The 19,588-nt window shown below is 55.7% G+C and carries 15 protein-coding genes and 1 pseudogene; 10 read left to right on the top strand and 6 right to left on the bottom strand.

What is annotated here, in order from left to right:
- Positions 1 to 396 (bottom strand): annotated as a pseudogene (locus RSSM_RS28160) (CocE/NonD family hydrolase); the annotation flags it as partial.
- A 556-nt stretch (positions 397 to 952) separates the two neighbouring features.
- On the opposite strand from RSSM_RS28160, the gene RSSM_RS28155 reads away from it, so the two are divergent.
- Positions 953 to 2,695, top strand: a complete 1,743-nt coding sequence (locus RSSM_RS28155) for a sulfatase-like hydrolase/transferase (protein ID WP_315850035.1) — start codon at positions 953 to 955, stop codon at positions 2,693 to 2,695.
- A gap of 54 nt (positions 2,696 to 2,749) precedes the next feature.
- Here RSSM_RS28155 and RSSM_RS28150 read toward each other — a convergent pair whose 3' ends face one another.
- A complete protein-coding gene (locus tag RSSM_RS28150) occupies positions 2,750 to 3,706 on the bottom strand; it encodes a DMT family transporter (protein ID WP_008687820.1) in 957 nt (318 codons plus the stop codon).
- Between the two features lie 97 nt (positions 3,707 to 3,803).
- Entirely contained in the window at positions 3,804 to 4,247 is a 444-nt protein-coding gene (locus tag RSSM_RS28145; protein WP_008687819.1) for a GNAT family N-acetyltransferase, read from the bottom strand.
- Between the two features lie 212 nt (positions 4,248 to 4,459).
- Between RSSM_RS28145 and RSSM_RS28140 the strand changes: the two genes are divergently transcribed.
- On the top strand, positions 4,460 to 5,203 hold the full coding sequence (locus RSSM_RS28140; protein ID WP_315850034.1) for a hypothetical protein: 744 nt from the start codon (positions 4,460 to 4,462) through the stop codon (positions 5,201 to 5,203).
- Positions 5,204 to 5,299: 96 nt separating this feature from the next.
- Positions 5,300 to 6,184 carry a ThuA domain-containing protein gene (locus tag RSSM_RS28135; protein ID WP_008687815.1) on the top strand — a complete coding sequence of 295 codons (885 nt, stop codon included), beginning with the start codon at positions 5,300 to 5,302 and terminating at the stop codon, positions 6,182 to 6,184.
- Between the two features lie 113 nt (positions 6,185 to 6,297).
- Here RSSM_RS28135 and clpB read toward each other — a convergent pair whose 3' ends face one another.
- Positions 6,298 to 8,970: an ATP-dependent chaperone ClpB gene (clpB, locus tag RSSM_RS28130; RefSeq protein ID WP_008687814.1), complete on the bottom strand. Its 2,673-nt coding sequence runs from the start codon at positions 8,968 to 8,970 to the stop codon at positions 6,298 to 6,300.
- 218 nt (positions 8,971 to 9,188) lie between these two features.
- Positions 9,189 to 11,120 carry a molecular chaperone DnaK gene (gene dnaK, locus RSSM_RS28125; RefSeq protein ID WP_008687813.1) on the bottom strand — a complete coding sequence of 644 codons (1,932 nt, stop codon included), beginning with the start codon at positions 11,118 to 11,120 and terminating at the stop codon, positions 9,189 to 9,191.
- Between the two features lie 599 nt (positions 11,121 to 11,719).
- Between dnaK and pheA the strand changes: the two genes are divergently transcribed.
- The 5 genes from pheA (at position 11,720) to RSSM_RS28100 (ending at position 17,605) form a co-directional block, all read left to right on the top strand.
- On the top strand, positions 11,720 to 12,784 hold the full coding sequence (gene pheA / locus RSSM_RS28120; protein WP_008687810.1) for a prephenate dehydratase: 1,065 nt from the start codon (positions 11,720 to 11,722) through the stop codon (positions 12,782 to 12,784).
- Between the two features lie 177 nt (positions 12,785 to 12,961).
- Positions 12,962 to 13,570, top strand: a complete 609-nt coding sequence (gene rpsD, locus RSSM_RS28115; RefSeq protein ID WP_173403195.1) for a 30S ribosomal protein S4 — start codon at positions 12,962 to 12,964, stop codon at positions 13,568 to 13,570.
- Positions 13,571 to 13,594: 24 nt separating this feature from the next.
- Positions 13,595 to 15,034: a dihydrolipoyl dehydrogenase gene (lpdA, locus tag RSSM_RS28110; RefSeq protein ID WP_008687804.1), complete on the top strand. Its 1,440-nt coding sequence runs from the start codon at positions 13,595 to 13,597 to the stop codon at positions 15,032 to 15,034.
- Between the two features lie 78 nt (positions 15,035 to 15,112).
- Positions 15,113 to 16,228 carry a DegT/DnrJ/EryC1/StrS family aminotransferase gene (locus RSSM_RS28105; protein ID WP_008687802.1) on the top strand — a complete coding sequence of 372 codons (1,116 nt, stop codon included), beginning with the start codon at positions 15,113 to 15,115 and terminating at the stop codon, positions 16,226 to 16,228.
- 12 nt (positions 16,229 to 16,240) lie between these two features.
- The gene (locus tag RSSM_RS28100) at positions 16,241 to 17,605 is read left to right on the top strand and encodes a glycosyltransferase (RefSeq protein ID WP_008687801.1); all 1,365 of its coding nucleotides are present in this window, start codon (positions 16,241 to 16,243) and stop codon (positions 17,603 to 17,605) included.
- An 80-nt stretch (positions 17,606 to 17,685) separates the two neighbouring features.
- Here RSSM_RS28100 and RSSM_RS35280 read toward each other — a convergent pair whose 3' ends face one another.
- On the bottom strand, positions 17,686 to 17,820 hold the full coding sequence (locus RSSM_RS35280; RefSeq protein WP_008687799.1) for a hypothetical protein: 135 nt from the start codon (positions 17,818 to 17,820) through the stop codon (positions 17,686 to 17,688).
- Here RSSM_RS35280 and RSSM_RS28095 point away from each other — a divergent pair.
- Together RSSM_RS28095 and hemG are read left to right on the top strand one after the other, a co-directional pair.
- Positions 17,819 to 19,021, top strand: coding sequence for a TIGR04053 family radical SAM/SPASM domain-containing protein (locus tag RSSM_RS28095; RefSeq protein WP_008687800.1), 1,203 nt, complete (start codon positions 17,819 to 17,821; stop codon positions 19,019 to 19,021). The two genes, RSSM_RS35280 and RSSM_RS28095, sit on opposite strands and share 2 nt — an antisense overlap.
- A partial coding sequence (gene hemG, locus RSSM_RS28090) for a protoporphyrinogen oxidase (protein WP_008687798.1) occupies positions 19,006 to 19,588 on the top strand: 583 nt, incomplete at its 3' end. The genes RSSM_RS28095 and hemG, both read left to right, overlap by 16 nt.

Raw genomic sequence — 19,588 nt, 5'->3', positions numbered from 1 at the left:
ACGGGTTCCCTCTCTTTCGATTTTCGGCGCGGAGGATCTTTCCGGCGGCTCCTCTCCTAGCTCTTGTCTGGCGTCCCAGAAATAGGAGTCGTCGCCACCCGTCGTCCCCGCAAAGTAGGGACTGGAGTTGTAGATCACGGGAAGCTTCAATGATTGTGTCTCGGTCTGGGTGGGACGCGTGACACTGACGTGCATCCGATCCATCTTCCCGTCACCATCCAAGTCGAATTCGGTTTCCACCCAAAGGTCATGCCGGATCCAGTAGTCAGAGTCTTCCAACTCTTTGATGACTTGCGCCTCGCCATCCTTAATGACGGGGATCTGAACGTCATCCCCTTTTAAAGGCGATGACACGAAGAGCAGTAGAGCGAGGACAGTCAATTGAAGTCGATTCATTGTTGCCGAAACCGAGGTGAGATGGTGGTGAGTCTGCCCAGCTTAGTCACACGAAACATTCAACTTCAAGCGTTGATGAGGCAATCGATTCAAAACAACTTTGATTGAATGAACGAAGTCGATCGCACTGTGCGCGAACGCTATGTTGACTGAATGAAATTTGCCAATGGCAGAAAGAGGTATGGAAATAAGTGTGTAACCAATCGCTGTTGGAGTATTTTCACATTCCAATCTGTTAAAGTCCCCAATACGTTCTTTGAGCTTGCTCAAGCCATGCGTTCGTAATTCCCGCGTTCTTCCGGATGCGTTGTTTCTTTTGGTGATCTGTGGGATCGCAATCGGAGAGCATCTGACTGCGGCGTCGATCGTCTGACGATTGGGGCCCCCGGTTGATAGATGGGCCGGTTGATCACTGTGCCGGTTGATCACTGTGCCGGTTGATCACTGTGCCGGTTGCATCAGCCTGAGGGAGTCCTGCCGTGGCGAGCAAGTTCATGGACTCGAATTGATTGAAACGGTTGCGGCGTGGAGGTTTCACATCGCATCGAATGCCCCCGTGAGAGAACTCGATGAATCGTCTGTTACTTGTGTCCTTCTTCGCCGTGCTCTCGTGGCCGGTGTTCTCGCGTACCGTGAGAGCGGACAAGCCGAACGTCTTTTTATCTCGGTGGATGATCTGAATGATTGGATCGGATGCCTCGGTGGGCACCCGCAAGCGATCACTCCCAATTTCGATCGGCTCGCCGACAGTGGGGTGCTGTTCACGAACGCCCATTGCCCCGCGCCAGCATGCAATCCTTCGCGCGGTGCGATCATGACGGGGATCTCGCCACATGTTTCGGGGTTGTATGACAACCGGCAGAGCATGCGGGGGCAAATGCCAGACGCGGAGTTGTTGCCGCGGTACTTTTCCAGTCACGGATACTGGGCGGCAGGATCGGGAAAGATACTGCACTACTTTATCGACGCTGAGTCTTGGGACGAATACTATCCACCGAAGCAAACCGAAGACCCGTTCCCGCGTACCTATTACCCGAAGAAACGTCCCGTCAGTCTTCCACGTGGAGGGCCATGGCAATACGTCGAAACCGACTGGGCAGCTCTAGACGTGACGGACGAAGAGTTCGGCGGCGATTGGTTGGTGTCGCATTGGATCGGGGAACAGTTGTCCAAAACGCACGACAAACCGTTCTTCTTGGCCTGTGGGATTTACCGCCCCCATGAACCGTGGTTTGTCCCCGAGAAGTACTTTGAGCCGTTTCCGTTGGAAGAGATACAACTCCCACCGGGCTATCTGGAAAACGATCTCGATGACTTACCGCCGGCAGGAAAAGAGCGTGGTCCGAATCGATACTTTCCCCACATTCGCGAACAGGGCCAATGGAAGCAAGGCATCCAAGGTTATCTCGCTTCGATCTACTTCGCCGACACGATGCTCGGCCGCGTACTCGATGCGTTGGAAAACGGCCCCAACAAGGACAACACCATCGTGGTCTTGTGGAGTGATCACGGATGGCATTTGGGCGAAAAAGAACACTGGCAGAAATACACCGGTTGGCGAGTCTGCACTCGAGTCCCATTAATGATGCGTGTTCCTAAGGGCGCGCCGGGGCTGCCGGACGGAACTGAAGCGGGGACCATCTGCGATGCGCCGGTGAATCTGCTCAGCCTGTTTCCGACGCTGACACAGCTATCTGGTTTGCCTGATAAGGCGACCAATGACGGACCCAGTTTGTTGCCGCTGCTTAAAACGCCAGACGCCGAGTGGCCGCATGCATCCATTACTTATCTAGGACGGCCGGGCAACTTCGGCGTTAGCGGCAGACGTTTCCGCTATATCCATTACGACAATGGTGACGAGGAACTCTACGACATCGAAACGGATCGCTACGAGTGGAACAACCTCGCGTCGAAGGCTGAGTTTGCCGAGCAGATTGCTGATTTGAAGGCGTACCTCCCCAAGACGTTCGCTGAATATGCGAACAACAACAGCGGTGCTTCGCTGCCTGATCTGCCATGGTCGCCGTTTGACGGTGAAACCAAACTCGTTTCGCAACCGCGTGGCGACGAACTCGAAGTCCGTATCAGCAACAAGGCGGGACAACCAGTGAAAGTGTTCTGCGTCGACGACCATGGCAATGTTCAACCATACGGTACACTGGAGACCGAATGGAGTAAGCCGTATCAAACCCGTACGGGAGAGATCTGGCTCATTCACGATGCCGATGGCCACCCGCTCGGCCATTTCACCGTGGGGAACGAACCTGCACACGCGATTGTTCCGAGTGCGACTGAGTAGCAATTTCGCACGGCAAGACGAGTTCGCGACGTCCTTCGATGGGACGTCGGTTCCCTAGCTCTTGTTCGAGTCCGCCGTTGATAGCGAGGGCACGTCGAGTTCGTATGCTGGGGTCTTGCGAGGTCTGATTGCGATTCGTTTTCGCCCGATGAGGATGAGCCCAGACGTCACGATGAGCGCCGAACCGATCAGCATCTCAAGGCTGAACTTCTCGCCGAACCAGTAGACTCCCAGTCCAATGCCGAAGAGCAGTCTTGAGTACCGAAACGGGGTTACCGCGGAAACTTCACCGGTTCGCATCGCTTTCATTAAGAATGAGTAGGCAATCACACCGACGCCGATGGCAGCGGAAAGGTAAGTCGACGTTGTCGAGGTCGGCCAAATGAACGGTTTGCTATCCCAGACCGCGATCACGATACCGGCGAGAAACACAGCGACAAAACCATACAATCCAAGAATCGCCGTGCTGACGGACTTGGGAGCGGCCCGGCTGGTCAGGTCACGACCGGCAAAACCGAGCATTCCGAGCACGGCCAGCATGGATAGCATTGAAAAAGTGTCTCGTCCCGGACCCACGACAATCACCACGCCAACCAACCCGACCCAAATCGCGGACCAGCGACGCAAACCGACTCTCTCGCCAAACACAACCGCGGCTCCCGCGACGACCACCAAGGGAGTTGCCTGCAGGATGACGGTGGTGGCGGACAGTGGGGTCAACGCGACGGCCAACGCGTAGAACACTCGGCCGGCAACCTCAAACAGCATGCGGTAACGCATCGCCGACGATTGAATCGCCGGGCCGAAGAAGCGATCCCGTTTTCTCGCAGCGGTGATTGCAAAGACCAACGCACCACCAAAGCCGAAAAACACCAACACCTGTCCAACGGGCAAGATCCCCGCGGTTGCTTTGATCAACGCATCCTCGACCGCGAACGCTGCCATTGCGGCCACCATCCAGATCGATCCCATCAAATTGGCTTGCGAAATGGTTGTGTTTTCAGGAATCATGGTTGGGGACAGGCATGGTTGAGACGGGGCATGAAATGTTAGGGCGTTCTAAAACGGCCTGTACAAACGCCGAGCAGTGGCGGTCGTTAGCGAGGCATTATGTGAAGGCTCGCGGAGCCCGGTTGAGGCTCTTGCGGTAGAATCGCCGACTGTGGCCTATCGGGTAGTCCTCGAGTTCGGCAAACAGTTCATATCCGTAGGCTTCGTATAGTTTGGGTGCCTGGAAGCTGAACGTGTCCAGATGGATTTGTTCGCAGCCCGACGCGATCGCATGGTCTTCGAACGCTTTCAAGAGGTGTGACCCAATACCTTGACCGCGCAAATCGTCGCGGACCCAGAAGTTGTAAACGCTCGCCCAGTTCCAGTTCAGGTGCCCCACGATCCCGGCGTCAATCGATCCATCGGCATCGCGATGAAAAAACGCGATGCAGGCAAAACCCGGCGTCTGGACGTGTTCCATCGCATGAGTGGATAGGCCGTTGTGGATGACATCTAACTCGTCAGACGACGGTGATTCAACGAATTCGATTTTGATTGACATGGTCGGCGTAAAAAAGGCTGGATCGGTTCGGACGGTGTCAGTTTATCGTCGCGGCAATTTTGCGTGAGGGGACGCCGCCGACATGGTGCCACGGTTTCGAGTTAGAATCGGGCACGAGGTGAATATCGCCTTCGGACAGGAAACAGCGAAATCGAGTGCTCTGTTTTCCAAACTTGATCGCCCCCAACGATGAGTGACACAAATGAGATTTTTTGATTTTTGCAATAGTGATAACGGCGGTTGTTTCTTCAGGGTTGCAGTTCTCGTCGTTGGCGGCAAAGGAAACGTCGTCGCCGGAGGAGGCTCGGGTACTGCTGTTTGAAGATCAGTTCGATCGGAATGAATCGCAGGAGGTGAAAGAGGAAATAGGGAACGGATGGGCATCCAATAGTGAACGACGGGCCCATGGGAACAAACAAGTTGACCTCAAAGATGGGGCAATGCGCATCTCGTTTCATGAGTCGGCCGATCATGCGGTCTCGGTCACCCATCCGGCGGAATTCCGCGACGGGTTGGTTTCTCTTCGTTTCATGCTCGAAGGCAAAGCCGACAGTCTCGGGTTGAACTTTGCGGATCTGAAATTCAAAGGCGTGCATGCCGGGCATCTTTGTGTCGTGAAAATCAACACGCGGCAGGTTCAGATCAGTGATTTGAAAACGGGACGAATGGCGAACAAGTATTATGAGTTGAACAAAGCCAAAAAGCTGACCTCGGAGATGCAAGTCGAACTAAAATCCAAGTCCAAACGATTTCCAAATCGGCTCGATACGAACAGGTGGTACGCTCTGCAGGTGCGGATCCAGGGTGACACCATGAGCGTAACGATTGACGGCACGCTCGTTGGTGAGTTCTCCTCCGAGGGGATTGCTCACCCAACGAAACGACTTTTGCGTTTGGCGGTTCCGAAGAACGCCGTCGTGGATGATGTTCAGGTTTATTCGTTGTCGAATTCGTAGGCAGTCGGTTGCTGTCTTGAATGAATTCGGCTGCGGTGTCTTCTTGTTGCCAATTCTTTAAATCGCTCGCTTCACAATAAAGAGATTTATCTATCTATGAACGTTGGATCAGTTTGCGTGTTTCTTTTCGCTCTTTTGTCGCTATGTCACTTGGGGACAGGCGTTGTTTTGGCGGATGATTCCGTCGTGAGAGCTTCGCCTTTGAAGGTCTTGTTGGTAGCAGGTGGATGCTGTCATGACTACGAAACGCAGTCAAAGCTGCTCAAAGAAGGGATTGAGCAACGGATCCATGCGAACGTCACCGTCGTCACTAGCGACCAAAGCAACACGAAAGCGACGTTCGAGATTTATGAAGCTGATGATTGGGCGGAAGGGTACGATGTCGTCATCCATGATGAGTGTTCGGCGAACGTAACCGAACGACCTTACGTTGATCGGATTTTGGCGGCGCATCGCAACGGAACACCCGCGGTGAATCTGCACTGTGCGATGCACAGCTACCGGTGGGGGAACTATCGGGCTCCCGTGAAACCGGGCGCGGACAATGCGGCGTGGTATGAGATGATCGGAGTTCAATCAACGGTGCACGGACCGAGGGCTCCCATCGATGTGCTTTACACCAATTCAAACCATCCGATCACCAAGGGCATGGAAGATTGGCGAACGATCGATGAGGAACTCTACAACAACGTGAGGGTGTTCGATGGCACGAGTGCTTTGGTGGGCGGGAATCAAATGGTGCCACCCAATAAACGACAATTGAAGATGAATCCTGACGCGAAGGCGAAGGAAGCAACCGCTGTTGTCGCCTGGACGAACGAGTACGGTCCTAAGAAGACCAGGATATTCAGCACTTCGCTCGGTCATCAAAACGAGACCGTTGCCGATGAACGGTACATGGAACTCGTTGTTCGTGGGGTCCTGTGGGCAACAGGCAACCTTGCTGCGGATGGAACCCCGACCGCAGCGTTGAGTAAATAGACGTCTGACGTCTTTCTTTCTGTCCGCCCCGGCGGATGGTTTTCGCGGAGGCGGACTAGAATATCGGTTGCCGTGACCTGTTGACGCGAGTTCAGGCTACTTCGCGTCTTCGGTTATTTGCCGGAGAATTCAAACTTCCCGTCGCGGTAGTCGATCGCGATGGTCGTTCCTTCCTCGTAGCTGTTTTTCAACAGTGCCGTGGCGAGCGGGTTTTGAACCTCTCGCTGAATGACCCGTTTGAGCGGTCGAGCGCCGTAGGCCGGGTCGTATCCGACTGCGGCAATCTCATCGATGGCGACGTCGGTCAATTCGAGCGACAAACCGTTTCCGGCGAGTCGACGTCTGAGGTCTTCGAGTTGCAACTCGACGATGCGTCGAATTTGGTCTTGTTGAAGCGGATGGAAGATCACGATGTCGTCGATCCGGTTGAGGAACTCGGGTAAGAATCGAGCCTTCAACGCGTCCTGGACGGCATTGCGCATCTCTTCCTCATCGCCGCCTTCGTCGGTGACGCGTTGGATCACTTGGCTGCCGACGTTGCTAGTCATCACGACGACGGCATTGGTGAAGTCCACGGTTCGTCCTTGGCCGTCGGTCAGTCGTCCGTCATCGAGTACCTGCAGCAAAATGTTGAAAACGTCTGGGTGTGCCTTTTCCATTTCGTCGAGCAGGATGACTGCGTACGGACGTCGTCGAACAGCCTCGGTGAGTTTGCCGCCTTCTTCGTAGCCGACATATCCCGGAGGCGCACCGATCAGACGCGACACACTGTGCCGTTCCATGAATTCACTCATGTCGATTCGGACCATGGCGGAGTCGTCGTCGAACATGACTTCGGCGAGAGCCTTGCAGAGTTCCGTTTTTCCAACACCGGTTGGGCCGAGGAACAGGAACGAGCCGATCGGACGGTTGGGGTCTTGCAGACCGCTGCGACTACGCCGTACCGCATCGGACACCGCGGTGACCGCTTCGTCTTGTCCGATAACGCGTTGATGCAATCGTTCTTCCATGACCAGCAGTTTGGCTCGTTCGGTTTCCATCATTCGCGAAACCGGGACGCCGGTCCAAGTGCTAACGACCTCCGCGATTTCCTCCTCGGTCACTTCTTTGCGAAGCAATCGACGATGGTCTCGTTCGGGTGTCGAGCTATCGGTGTTGCCATTGTCTGCGCCGGAGGCGGGTTTATTGGATTCGGTCGCCTCCATTTCGTCGATGCGTTTTTGCAGTTCGCGTTGACGGGTTTGGACCTGCAACATTTCGCGATAGAGGTCTTCCGGGCTTTCACCACGGAGTTGCTTCTCTTTCGCTTCGGCATCGAGTTTGGCGAACCGGTGTTGCAGTTCTTCCGCCTCCTGGCGTATCGATTGAACATCATCGAGGCCCATCTTCTCGGCTTCCCACTGTTCCTTCAGGCTCGCGAGTTCCGCTTTGACCTCTTCCATTTCGTCTTCAACTTCATTGCGTTTGTCGACGGCGGATGCCTCCGATTCATCAACGAGTTGACGATGAGCGAGTTCGAGTTGACGCAAACGTCGTTGCAATCGGTCGATCGGTTCGGGGACGGATTCTTTTTCCATCGCCAACCGACTGGCTGCTTCGTCGACGAGGTCGATGGCCTTGTCAGGAAGAAATCGGTCGGCGATGTAACGACTCGACAGGTTTGCCGCGGCGACGAGTGCGCTGTCGGTGATGCGAACACCGTGGTGAGATTCGTACCGGGGTTTGAGCCCACGGAGGATCGCGACGGTGTCGTCGATGTTGGGTTCGCCGACGAAAACGGGTTGGAAGCGACGCTCCAAGGCCGCGTCTTTTTCGATGTGTTGACGATATTCATCGAGCGTCGTCGCACCAATGCACCGCAGCGCTCCGCGAGCGAGTTCGGGTTTGAGCAAGTTTGCCGCGTCCGCCGAACCTTCCGCGTTGCCGGCACCGACGACGAGATGGAGTTCGTCGATGAAGAGAATCACACCGCCGCCGGAATCTTTGACTTCTCGCAAGACGGCTTTGAGGCGTTCTTCAAAGTCACCACGGAATTTGGCACCGGCAACGAGGGCGCCCATGTCGAGCGAAACGACCCGTTTGCCTTTGAGGCTTTGAGGGACGTCGCCTTCAAAGATGCGCAGCGCGAGTCCTTCGGCGATGGCGGTTTTACCCACACCGGGTTGTCCGATCAGCACAGGGTTGTTTTTGGTTCGACGCGATAGTACCTGAATGACACGGCGGATTTCATTATCGCGGCCGATCACAGGATCGAGTTTTCCGGTCTCGGCGAGCGTGGTCAGGTCGATGCCATACTTCTCGAGTGCTTGATAGGTCGACTCCGCATTTTGATCGGTAACACGAGCGGAACCGCGAATTTCGCTGGCCGCTTTAAGCAGATCGTCGGCGGTGACTCCGGAGAGCGAGAGCAGATTCTTTGCTTTGTTTTCGATCCTCGCGAGGCCGAGCAGCAAGTGTTCGGTGCTGATGTATTCGTCCTTGAGTGACTTCGCTGCTTCATCGGCAGCCTGAAACACTTCTTGCAATTTGCCGCTGACACGAGGTTGTCCACCGCCGCTGGTTCGAGGCAGCTTTTCGAGTTCGCTGTTGATCAACGATTGCAGCGATCCGGTATCAACCTTGAGCTTCTCGAGCATCGGTTTGGTGATACCATCGGACTGCGCCAGAGCGGCGGCGAGCAAATGCAACGGCATGATTTCGGCGTTGCCTTGTTCTGTTGCTTGTGCCTGTGCTTCGGCAACGGTGTTTTGAGCTTGAGTGGTCAGTTTATCGATTCGAAAGGCCATGATATTGAGCTCTTTGCATCAAACGGTGGGGAGACGGTTCGTTGCAACGTTGAGTGATCGTGGACCGATGAAACGTTGCGAAAGTTCAGTGTGCGGATAGGCACTCGCACACGGGTTTTGGCGGATGGTTATTGCGAAAAAAAAGGCGAGCACTTGCGGTGCCAAAAGAGACATCGCAAGACTCGCCAGAAAGGTTCTGCGCCTGTTAGGGCGAGGTTCTATTCTTTGACTTCGAACTCCGCGTCGATCGCGTCGTCGTCATCACCGCCGGAGGCGGCGGCACCCGAAGCGGCTTCGTCACCGGTCTTCTCGGCGGCGTCGGTCTTTTCATAGAGAACCTTGCTGAACGCTTGCGAAGCGGCGTCGAGTTCGTCTGATGCTGCTTTCATCGCGGCCAAGTCGTCGCCTTCGGCGGCCGTTTTGACCTTTTCGATTGCTGCGTTCATCGGAGCTTTGTCCGCATCGGTCAGCTTGTCAGCGTTCTCGGTCATCAACTTCTCGAGTTGATAGACTTGTTGGTTTGCTTTGTTGCGTGCTTCGACGAGTTCGAATTGTCGTTTGTCGTCTTCGGCGTTCGCCTCGGCGTCTTTCCGCATTTGTTCGATATCGTCATCGGACAACGCACCGCTGTCTTTAATCTCAACGTGTGCTTCCTTGCCGGTCTTGAGTTCCTTCGCCGAAACGCTGAGGATCCCGTTTTGGTCGATGTCGAATTTGACTTCGATTTGCGGAACGCCACGTGGTGCAGGCGGGATGTCGTCGAGGTTGAATTCGGCGAGCAACCGGTTGGCGTTTGCCATCTTGCGCTCCCCTTGGAAGACGCGAACGGTAACGGCGGTTTGGTTATCCGCGGCGGTACTGAACACGTTCTTCTTCTCGGCAGGCACAGTCGTGTTGCGTTCGACGAGCGGCGTCATCACACCACCTTCGGTTTCGATACCGAGAGTCAGTGGAGTGACGTCGAGCAAAAGAACGTCGGTTCGGTCACCGGCCAAAACGCTACCTTGGATCGCCGCGCCGATGGCAACGACTTCGTCGGGGTTGACGCCTTGGTGAGGTTCTTTGCCGAAAATTTCTTTGACTGCTTGGCGAACTTTGGGGACACGCGTGCTACCACCGACGAGGACGATTTCGTCGATGTCACTCGGGCTCATGCCGGCGTCTTTAAGAGCCTGCATGACGGGGCCACGGCAACGGTCGACGAGTTTGTCGATCAACTCTTCGAACTTCGATCGTGTGATCTTCATCGTCAAGTGTTTCGGACCCGACGCGTCCATCGTGATAAACGGCAGGTTGATGTCGGTTTCAGGCAGCGTGCTGAGTTCTTTCTTTGCTTTCTCGCACGCTTCTTGAAGCCGTTGCAACGCCATCGCGTCGTTACGCAGGTCGATGCCGTTCTCTTTCTTGAACTCCTCGGCAACGTGGTGGATCAATGCTTCGTCGAAGTCGTCACCACCGAGGTGCGTGTCACCGGAGGTCGAAACAACTTGGAAGACGCGGCTTTCTTGATCTTCGTCACCACTGTCGGCGACTTCGAGAACGGAAACGTCGAACGTACCACCACCGAGGTCGAAGACGATGATGCTTTCATCTTTCTTCTTGTCGAGGCCGTAAGCGAGTGCAGCCGCGGTTGGTTCGTTGATGATCCGTGCGACTTCGAGGCCAGCAATTTGTCCGGCGTCTTTGGTCGCTTGACGTTGTGCATCGTTGAAGTACGCCGGTACGGTGATGACGGCTTTGTTGACTTTGTGTCCGAGGTACGACTCGGCGGATTCTTTCAGCTTACGAAGAACCTTGGCGGAGATTTCTTGCGGGGTGTACTCGGTGTCGCCGACTTCGATCTTCACGTAGTCGCCAGGACCACCGGTGATGCCGTAGGGCACCATCTTTTCTTCCGATTCGACTTCGTTGTGCCGCCGACCCATGAAACGCTTGGCCGAGTAGACGGTGCGTTTTGGGTTGGTGACGGCTTGGCGTCGGGCTGGTTCGCCGACGATGGTTTCTTCTTTGTCGGTAAACGCCACGACACTCGGGGTCAGCCGGTTGCCTTCGGGGTTGGGGATAACTTTTGCTTCGCTACCTTCCATGATTGCGACCACACTGTTCGTGGTCCCGAGGTCGATACCGATGATTCTTTCGCCTTGTGCCATGATGATTTCTCCGCTGGGTGTGGCCCCGGAAGCGGGGCGTTTTTGTCAGTGATTTGAAGTTTGTTATTTGGTTTTCAGCTCGCCCGACTGATACGGGCTGGCTGGTTGTTGAGGATGTCAGACATTTGCTGGCGAGGGGAGTGAATGGCAAGAACTGTGCCAGAGCGTGCTTTTTCGCCTCGCGTCAAAACGGCAATGCAGCTAAAAACACGTGTTTTACCGCGTGTTTTGCGTCTGACACGGTGCGGGAAAAGTTTCGCGGAACAAACTGGCAGCCGGTGAGAACGAGAGGTTTGAGCCAAGACGGCGGCGTGTCAATTCGGCAGCTTTGGCAGGCCTCACGTGTCCGTTTCGGCGTCGTGACGGGATGTTGTGGCTCATCCGCTTCTACACAAATCGTTCAGTCGTTACACATGAGGCCGCCGACTGCGGTGGAGTAAACGGCGTATATCGCATAACCGTTTGTGTTCGCCGGTTGCGTCTCTTTGCTGATGGATGTTGGACGAGCAGTCGATTGATAGGAGTTGTTTGCAGAGGGCATCGCTGGGACAACACGTGGCAAAACCAGGGTTGGAACGAAACACCAGGAATCGACAACTATGAGCAATGCAAGCCAAAAACCGAGTGTCGATCATCTGAAACTGATCGACCGCGAGCTGCTTGATTTGGTAAGCCGACGGCAGAAGATCGTCGCCGAAATGATGGAGCAGCCAGAGCAGGAGTTTGGTCTGCAAGAGGCGATCTTAGCCGCCGAAGCGTTGGTGGACGGCGAGGTTGCCGCGCTAAGCGAGGCGGCGCAGAAAGCAATTTTGCGGCACATCGTCTCGGCGTGTTATCAGGCGGCACAGCCCCAGCGGGTCGCGTTCTTGGGGCCGGTTGATAGTTACAGCCATTTGGCGGGGTTGGCGTATTTCGGCGAAGGCATGGAGTTGACGCCTGTGTCCAGCATCGGCGCCGTGTTTGATTCGGTTGAACGCGGCGACTGCCAGTATGGGATCGTGCCGATTGAAAACAGCACTGACGGACGGATTGTCGACACGCTCGGAAAACTGGCCAACGGCGAGGTGAACATTACCGGTGAGTTGCTGTTGGCGATTCACCACAATCTTCTTTCGCACAGTGCGCGCGACAAAATCACCCAGGTCCACAGCAAACCGCAGGCGTTGTCGCAGTGTCGAGGTTGGCTCGCCTCTCATTTGCCGGGGGTCGAGTTAGTGGAGACGGCATCGACAGCGGCGGCCGCGGAAGCCGCGTCGACGACGCCTGGGATCGCCGCGGTGGCCAGCCTCGCAGCCGGGCGACGGTATGGGCTCGATGTGGTGCAGGCGTCGATTGAGGACAATCGCAACAATGTGACGCGGTTTGCGGTATTGGGGTCGGACCGGCCGGGGCCGAGCGGCGACGACAAGACGACGTTGTTGTTTGAGGTCGAGCATCGGCCGGGGGCGTTGGCCGATGTGATGGGGATTTTTCGCGATTGTGAGCTGAATTTGACCTGGATTGAGTCATTTCCTCAGCCCGGGCGGCCGAATGAGTATTTCTTCATCGTGGAGTTTCCAGGCCACCAAGCGGACCCCGGCGTGTCGAAGATGCTCGCGACCTTGGGGCTGCAAACTCAGCGAGTTGCCGTTTTGGGCAGTTATCCGGTCGGAAGAAGGGTGTGAGAAGCGTCTTTCCCCTTGAAAATTCTGGGGGCTCCATTCACAATCCCCGCTCGATTTTTCGAAACGGTTCACTTTTTCGAAAACATTCCCGAATTCAGGCGAGAACGCTCGAGGCCATTTGTCGACCTCGGCCGATCGGATCCCGCCGCCCCTCTGTATCCTTGGAATAGAACAAACATGGCACGTTACACCGGCCCAAAAGCCCGTATTAACCGTCGTTTAGGCACTTTGCTTTATGAAACAGCAGGTGCCACCCGTGCCCTTGACCGTCGTAACACTCCTCCGGGGATGCACGTTCGGGGCCGCCGGCCGAGTAACTACGGTCTGGCGTTGATGGAGAAGCAAAAGATCAAACACTATTACGGTTTGGGCGAACGCCAACTCCGTCGTTACTTTGATAACGTGGGCCGTAAGTCGGGCAACACCGGTGAGTTGTTGCTTCTGCTCTGCGAAAGCCGTTTGGACAACGTGGTGCGACGTGTCGGGTTCACCAAGACTCGTCCGCAAGCCCGTCAAGGGATCACCCACGGTCACTTCCGCGTCAACGGTGTGAAGGTGACCAAGCCCGGTTATCTGCTTCGTGCCGGCGACATTATCGAAGTCCGCGGCCGCGAGAACTTGAAAAACCTCTATCGTGGAGTGATCGCTAACTCGCCACCGGATGGATTGGATTGGGTCTCGTTTGACAGCGAAGGATTGCGGGCGACCGTTTTGAGTCTCCCCGGGCCTGTCGATATTAGCCTTCCTGTCGACGCTAACAGCGTCGTCGAATTCCTGTCACGTTAAACTCGTCTATCGCTTAAATTGACCATGCACAGTCCAGTAGTTGTTCTCGGTGGTGGCCCCGGTGGATATGCGGCCGCGTTCCTCGCGGCCGATGAAGGCCTCGATGTCACCATCGTGGAGGCCGAGCCTCGTTTGGGCGGCACTTGTCTGCTGCGTGGTTGTATCCCTTCGAAGGCGTTGTTGCACGTCGCGAAGGTGATCAGCGAAGTCGAGGAACTCAAAGAAGATTGGGGAATCGAGTACGAGGGCGCGCCGAAGATCAACGTCGACACGGTGCGTGCTCGCAAGGAAAAAGTGATCACCAACCTGACTGGTGGTTTGGCGAACTTGGCGAAACGCCGTGGCGTCAAAATCATTCAGGCTCGTGGCACGTTCGCTAGCTCCAACGAACTCAAACTCGAAGGTGACCACGAGTCCATCCCTGAGGGAGCAACGCTCACGTTCGATCACTGCATCCTGGCGACAGGAAGCGTGCCGGCGATGCCGCCTGCCTTCGATATCGGTAGCGATCGTGTGATGGACAGCACGGGGGCCCTCAATTTGAAGGACATCCCCGAGTCGTTGTTGGTCATCGGTGGCGGTTACATCGGGCTCGAAATGGGCACGGTTTACGCTAACCTCGGTTCGAAGGTCAGTGTTGTTGAGTTGGCCGAAGGCTTGCTGCCCGGGGCCGATCGAGACCTCGTCAAACCACTCGCGAAACGTGTCGACGCAATGTGCGACGGTCGCGTTTACCTGAACACCAAGGTCGGCTCGGTTTGCGAAGTTGATGACCAAATCGAAGTCACCTTTGAGGGCCCGAACAAGTTTGGGCATCAGAGATTCGATCGCGTGCTCGTCAGTGTCGGGCGTCGTCCGGTGACTCGCGGACTCGGGTTGGAAAACACCAAGGTGGAAGTCAACGAGCGTGGCTTCGTCGTTTGCGACGCCCAACAGCGAACCTCCGATCCGAACATCTTCGCCATCGGTGACGTTGCGGGCGATCCAATGCTCGCACACAAAGCGACCCACGAAGGTCGTGTTGCCGCCGAAGTCATCGCAGGCAAGAAGGTCGAGTTTGACAAGATTGCGATTCCTGCGGTTGTCTTTACCGATCCCGAGATTGCATGGGCAGGTATCACCGAAGAGGAAGCGAAACGGGAAGGCCGCAAGGTCACCGTGGAAGCCTATCCTTGGGCGGCGAGCGGTCGCGCACAGGCGTTGAACCTGACCAACGGTTTGACCAAATGGCTGATCGATCCAGAAACCAACCGCGTCGTCGGATGCGGCATCGTGGGAACTGGTGCCGGTGAACTGATTGCCGAAGCCGTTCTGGCGATCGAAATGGGTTGTGAGGTCACCGACATCACCGAATCGGTTCACCCACACCCAACGCTCAGCGAAACGTTGATGAACGCCGGCGAAGTCTACTTCGGCACCGCTACCGAAATCTTCAAGCCGAAGAAAAAAGCCGCCTCCGCGTAACGAAGAACGCGGCGAGGCGGTCGTGACGCACGTTCGGCTCGCGCTATCGATGGCCCGTTCCCCGTGAGATGATCGCTGATGATTCCCGTCAACACGCCTTTGCTCGACGGGAACGAAAAAGCATATCTAGCGGAATGCATTGAAACGGGATGGATCAGCAGCGAAGGTCCATTCGTTAAACGATTCGAGGGCGAATTTGCGCATGCGGTGGGCCGTCAGCATGCGATTGCGTGCGCGAACGGATCCGGCGCACTCGATATCGCGGTAGCCGCCGCTGGTATCGGCCCGGGAGACGAGGTCGTGATGCCAACGTTCACGATCATCTCACCTGCCGCGTCAGTCGTTCGTGCGGGTGGCACGCCGGTATTGGTGGATTGTAGCTCCGAAACATGGAACATGGATGTGGCTCAGATCGAGCGTCGCATCACGCCGGCGACGAAGGCGATCCTCGTCGTGCATATCTACGGGTTGCCGGTGGACATGACGGGGGTTCTCGAGATCGCACGTCGACATAATCTCGTCGTGATCGAAGATGCCGCGGAAATGCACGGGCAATACGTGCACGATCGTCCGTGTGGAAGTTTCGGGTTGATCAGCACGTTTAGCTTCTATCCCAACAAACATGTCACCTGTGGCGAGGGCGGCATGGTGGTCACCGATGATGAAGTGATCGCGGAGAAGTGCCGCGGTTATCGAAACCTGTGCTTCCAGGCGAAACGAAGGTTTGTGCATGAGGAGCTCGGTTGGAACTATCGGATGACCAACATGCAGGCCGCTGTAGGACTCGCCCAGCTCGAGAAGTTGGAGTCGCATGTTATTCGCAAGCGACAGATTGGCGAGCGGTATCTGAATCGCCTCGAGGGCACCCCGGGAATCGTCCTCCCTCCGACCGAGGCTGAGTATGCCAAGAGCATCTTTTGGGTGTTTGGGCTTTTGGTGGAAGAGGGACACCCGTTGTCTTCCGGCGATGTGATGAAGGCTCTCGGCGAGAGAAAGATTGGTACGCGACCCTTCTTCTATCCAATGCATCAACAACCGGTATTTCAAAAGCAAGGGTTGTTTTTGAACGAGAGTTATCCGGTCGCGGAGACCCTTTCCGAGCGTGGATTCTATGTTCCCTCTGGGTTGGGATTGACGGACAGTCAAATCGATGAGGTTGCCGACGCGTTGAAGCAAATCATGGCTTCGGTGTAGTGAGCAAAGACCATGAAACAAGGCTCTCGTAAGCGGGTAGCGATCGTCTTTTACGAGACCTATTTGGGATGCGCACCGAGTCTCATCAACGCGGCGAGATTATTTGATGAGAACGGGTGGGCGGTCGATGTCTTGATGAGAGATTCATCGGATGAGTTTGCGAGCCCACCGAACTTGGGCGAGCATGTCGAGGTCATTCGAATCGGTCGTGAGAAGGACTCCTCGTTGAGCGAAGCAGATGTTGTTGATGCCTCGACGCAAGTGGAGTCATCGCAGCCGAGTTCTCATGGTTCCACGTCGCCCGGGGAGGCGACGCCGACGCCGGCAACATGGAAATCTCGCATGCGTGCTGTACTGCCTGCAAAGCTTGCTGAGCAAATTCAGAGAGTGCGTGAAACGAAGGATGACATCATCGACGGCCTGCGACCCGCTACCTGGGCTGCGCGGTCGACTTTTGTTGGCGCCGTCGCGCGAGCGGCGACCAATCGAGAGCCGTATGATGCCGTCATTGGAGTGGACACGCTGGGGTTGGCGGCCGGGCACGCGCTGGCCAAAAAGCAAAAGGCGACGTTGATCTACTGGTCTCTCGAAATCATGTTTTTGCGAGAGTTCTGGTCCCCTGCGAGACGGCAGAGCAAACGCCATGAGCGAATGTGTCACCAATCCGCAGACGTCCTGGTGATCCAAGACGAGGAACGTCAGCAATCATTGTGCGATGAAAACGAGGCTTGGAATTGCCCGACCATTTTGATTCCCAATTCGCCTCGGGGCGAGGTGAGTCCTGGTATCGACCGTGATCGATTTCACCGGCAGTTCCATCTCGATGATTCTGTCAGGGTGGTGCTTCACGCCGGATCCATATGTGAAGGCATGCGATCGAGCGACCTCGCAGCGTCCGCAGCGAAATGGTCCGATCAGACGCGCCTGATCTTTCACAGCCACACGCCGATCGATCTGCACACGCACTACTATCGGGATATCGTCGAGAGCGGGCAGGGGCGTGTGTTGATCTCAACACAACCGGTCGCCTATGACGAATTGGATGCATTGATGGCGTCGGCTGATGTTGGGGTCGTGATTTACGACAGTTCGCTCGGTCCCAATTTTCAATTGCTAGCCGGGGCGTCCGGGAAACTCGCCCACTATCTACGTTGTGGCGTTCCCGTCGTTAGCGTGGACAATCCGAGTATTGCTCGAGTCCTGGAGGAGCATGGTTGCGGTATCGGTGTCGACCGGGTGGAGGACGTCGCGGACGCGGTGGGCTCTATTTTGGCAAACCGAGAGCAGTATCAAGCTCGTGCCTACGAGACCTATCAAAGCTGCTACGAGTTTGAGAAGCATTTTCGAAGCTTGTTGGACTTTCTCGAGAAGCGATAGCAATTCTCGCGACTGCGTCAAAGTGTCCGAGCGACGAGCGGCCGTGACAATGTGACACGGTCAATTCGAGCGAAAAGATTCTATACTCGGCAGTGCACGTTTCGATACAATCGGTTGGTCGGCGGCGGATTGCTGTGGCCTTTGTAGAAGATTTGCTGGGTGTTGTCCGCCGCCTGAAATGTCAGTGAAAGTTGCAATTTCAGGTGAATGGACATGGTCGCTCCAACCAATGAGGACATGCTCGGTGGATTGGATGGTTTGCCGAAGCGATCAGCGCGACGGCCCATCAACGCACCCGGCGGTTCGACCGCGATGGCGAGGCGGACTCGGAAGTCGTTTGATCACAGCCCCATGTTGGTCTTCTACGAGCTGACACGGGCGTGTGATTTGGTTTGTCAGCACTGTCGCGCCTGCGCTCAATCATTGCGTGATCCGGCCGAGTTAAAAACGGCTGAATCGAAGCGAATGATCGATCAGTTGACGCAGTTTCCACAGCCACCGATGTTGGTGTTGACCGGTGGGGATCCGTTTAAGAGAGCGGATCTGTTTGAGTTGGTTGAGTATGCGGTCGGTCGCGGGCTCGAGGTTTCGATCACGCCCTCATCCACTCCATTGGTAACGCGTGAAGCGATAGCGCGCCTGCGAGATGCCGGTATTTCACGCATGGCCGTCAGCGTCGACGGGGCGGACGCTCAAACACATGATCGACATCGCGGCGTTGCAGGTAGCTTTGCTCGATGTTTGGAGATACTTCAGGACGCGAAGGATCTCGGCGTTCCCACTCAAGTTAACACGACGATTATTCCGAGCAACGCGAACCAGATCGAAGAGATGGGAGATCTCTTTGCGAAGTATGGCATCGCGATGTGGTCAGCGTTTTTCTTGATTCCCGTTGGCCGCGCGGAGGCTTCATCGCGTCTCAACGCAGACGAGTGTGAAGAGGTGTTCGCACGTCTGTTCGCCCAATCGCGGAAACAGCCCTACCTGGTGAAGACAACCGAAGCGATGCATTTCCGTCGCTACATGATTCAGCATCGTCGTGATGATGTGAAAGACACCGGGGCTGGCAAAGTGGCATCGCCGCCTCCGTTCATTACCGCAGGGATCAACGACGGCAAAGGAGTGATGTTTGTCAGTCACACCGGTGTGGTTTATCCCGCCGGATTTTTGCCCGTGGTTTGCGGAACGTTCCCTGCCCAGAACGTCGTGGACGTTTATCAAAAGTCCAATGTGTTCCGTTCGTTGCGTGATTCCGAGCGGCTCGAAGGAAAATGCGGGCAGTGCGAGTTTCGTCAAATCTGTGGCGGATCGCGGGCACGTGCCTACGCGGTGACAGGCAATATGTTTGCCGCCGAACCTGATTGCAGTTACATCCCCAAACCATCCAAGGGAGCACAAAAATGCGACGTCGTGTAGCGATCATCGGCGGTGGTATTTCTGGTCTTGCCGCTGCTCACCAACTCGTTCAGTCGGATCCGTCACTGGATGTCCATCTCTATGAGGCCGGTCCGCGACTTGGCGGCGTAATCCAGACTGTTCGCAAGGACGGTTTCTTGATCGAGGGCGCTGCGGACAACTTCATCACCTCGATTCCCAGCGGTATCAAACTGTGTGAGGATCTGGGGTTGGCGGACGATTTGATCAAGACCAATCCGAATGGTCGCGGCGCCGATGTACTCACGCAAGGGAAGCTCGAACCCATTCCGTCGGGTTTCATGGTGATGGCTCCGTCACGAATCTGGCCGATCCTGTCGACTCGGATTCTCAGCCCATGGGGAAAACTGCGTTCGGGGCTCGAGCTGTTTATTCCGAAGCGGAAAGGAGCCGATGACGAGTCGCTCAAATCGTTTGTCTGTCGCCGATTCGGCAAAGAGCTTTTTGATCGCTTGGTGCAGCCGCTCGTTGGTGGAATTTATACCGCCGATCCGAATCGACTTAGCGTTGCGGCAACGATGCCACGGTTCCTGCAAATGGAGCGAGAGC

This window comes from Aporhodopirellula sallentina SM41 (genome assembly GCF_000346505.1).
Taxonomy (GTDB): domain Bacteria; phylum Planctomycetota; class Planctomycetia; order Pirellulales; family Pirellulaceae; genus Rhodopirellula; species Rhodopirellula sallentina.
This window is presented reverse-complemented; position numbering and strand designations above follow the sequence as displayed.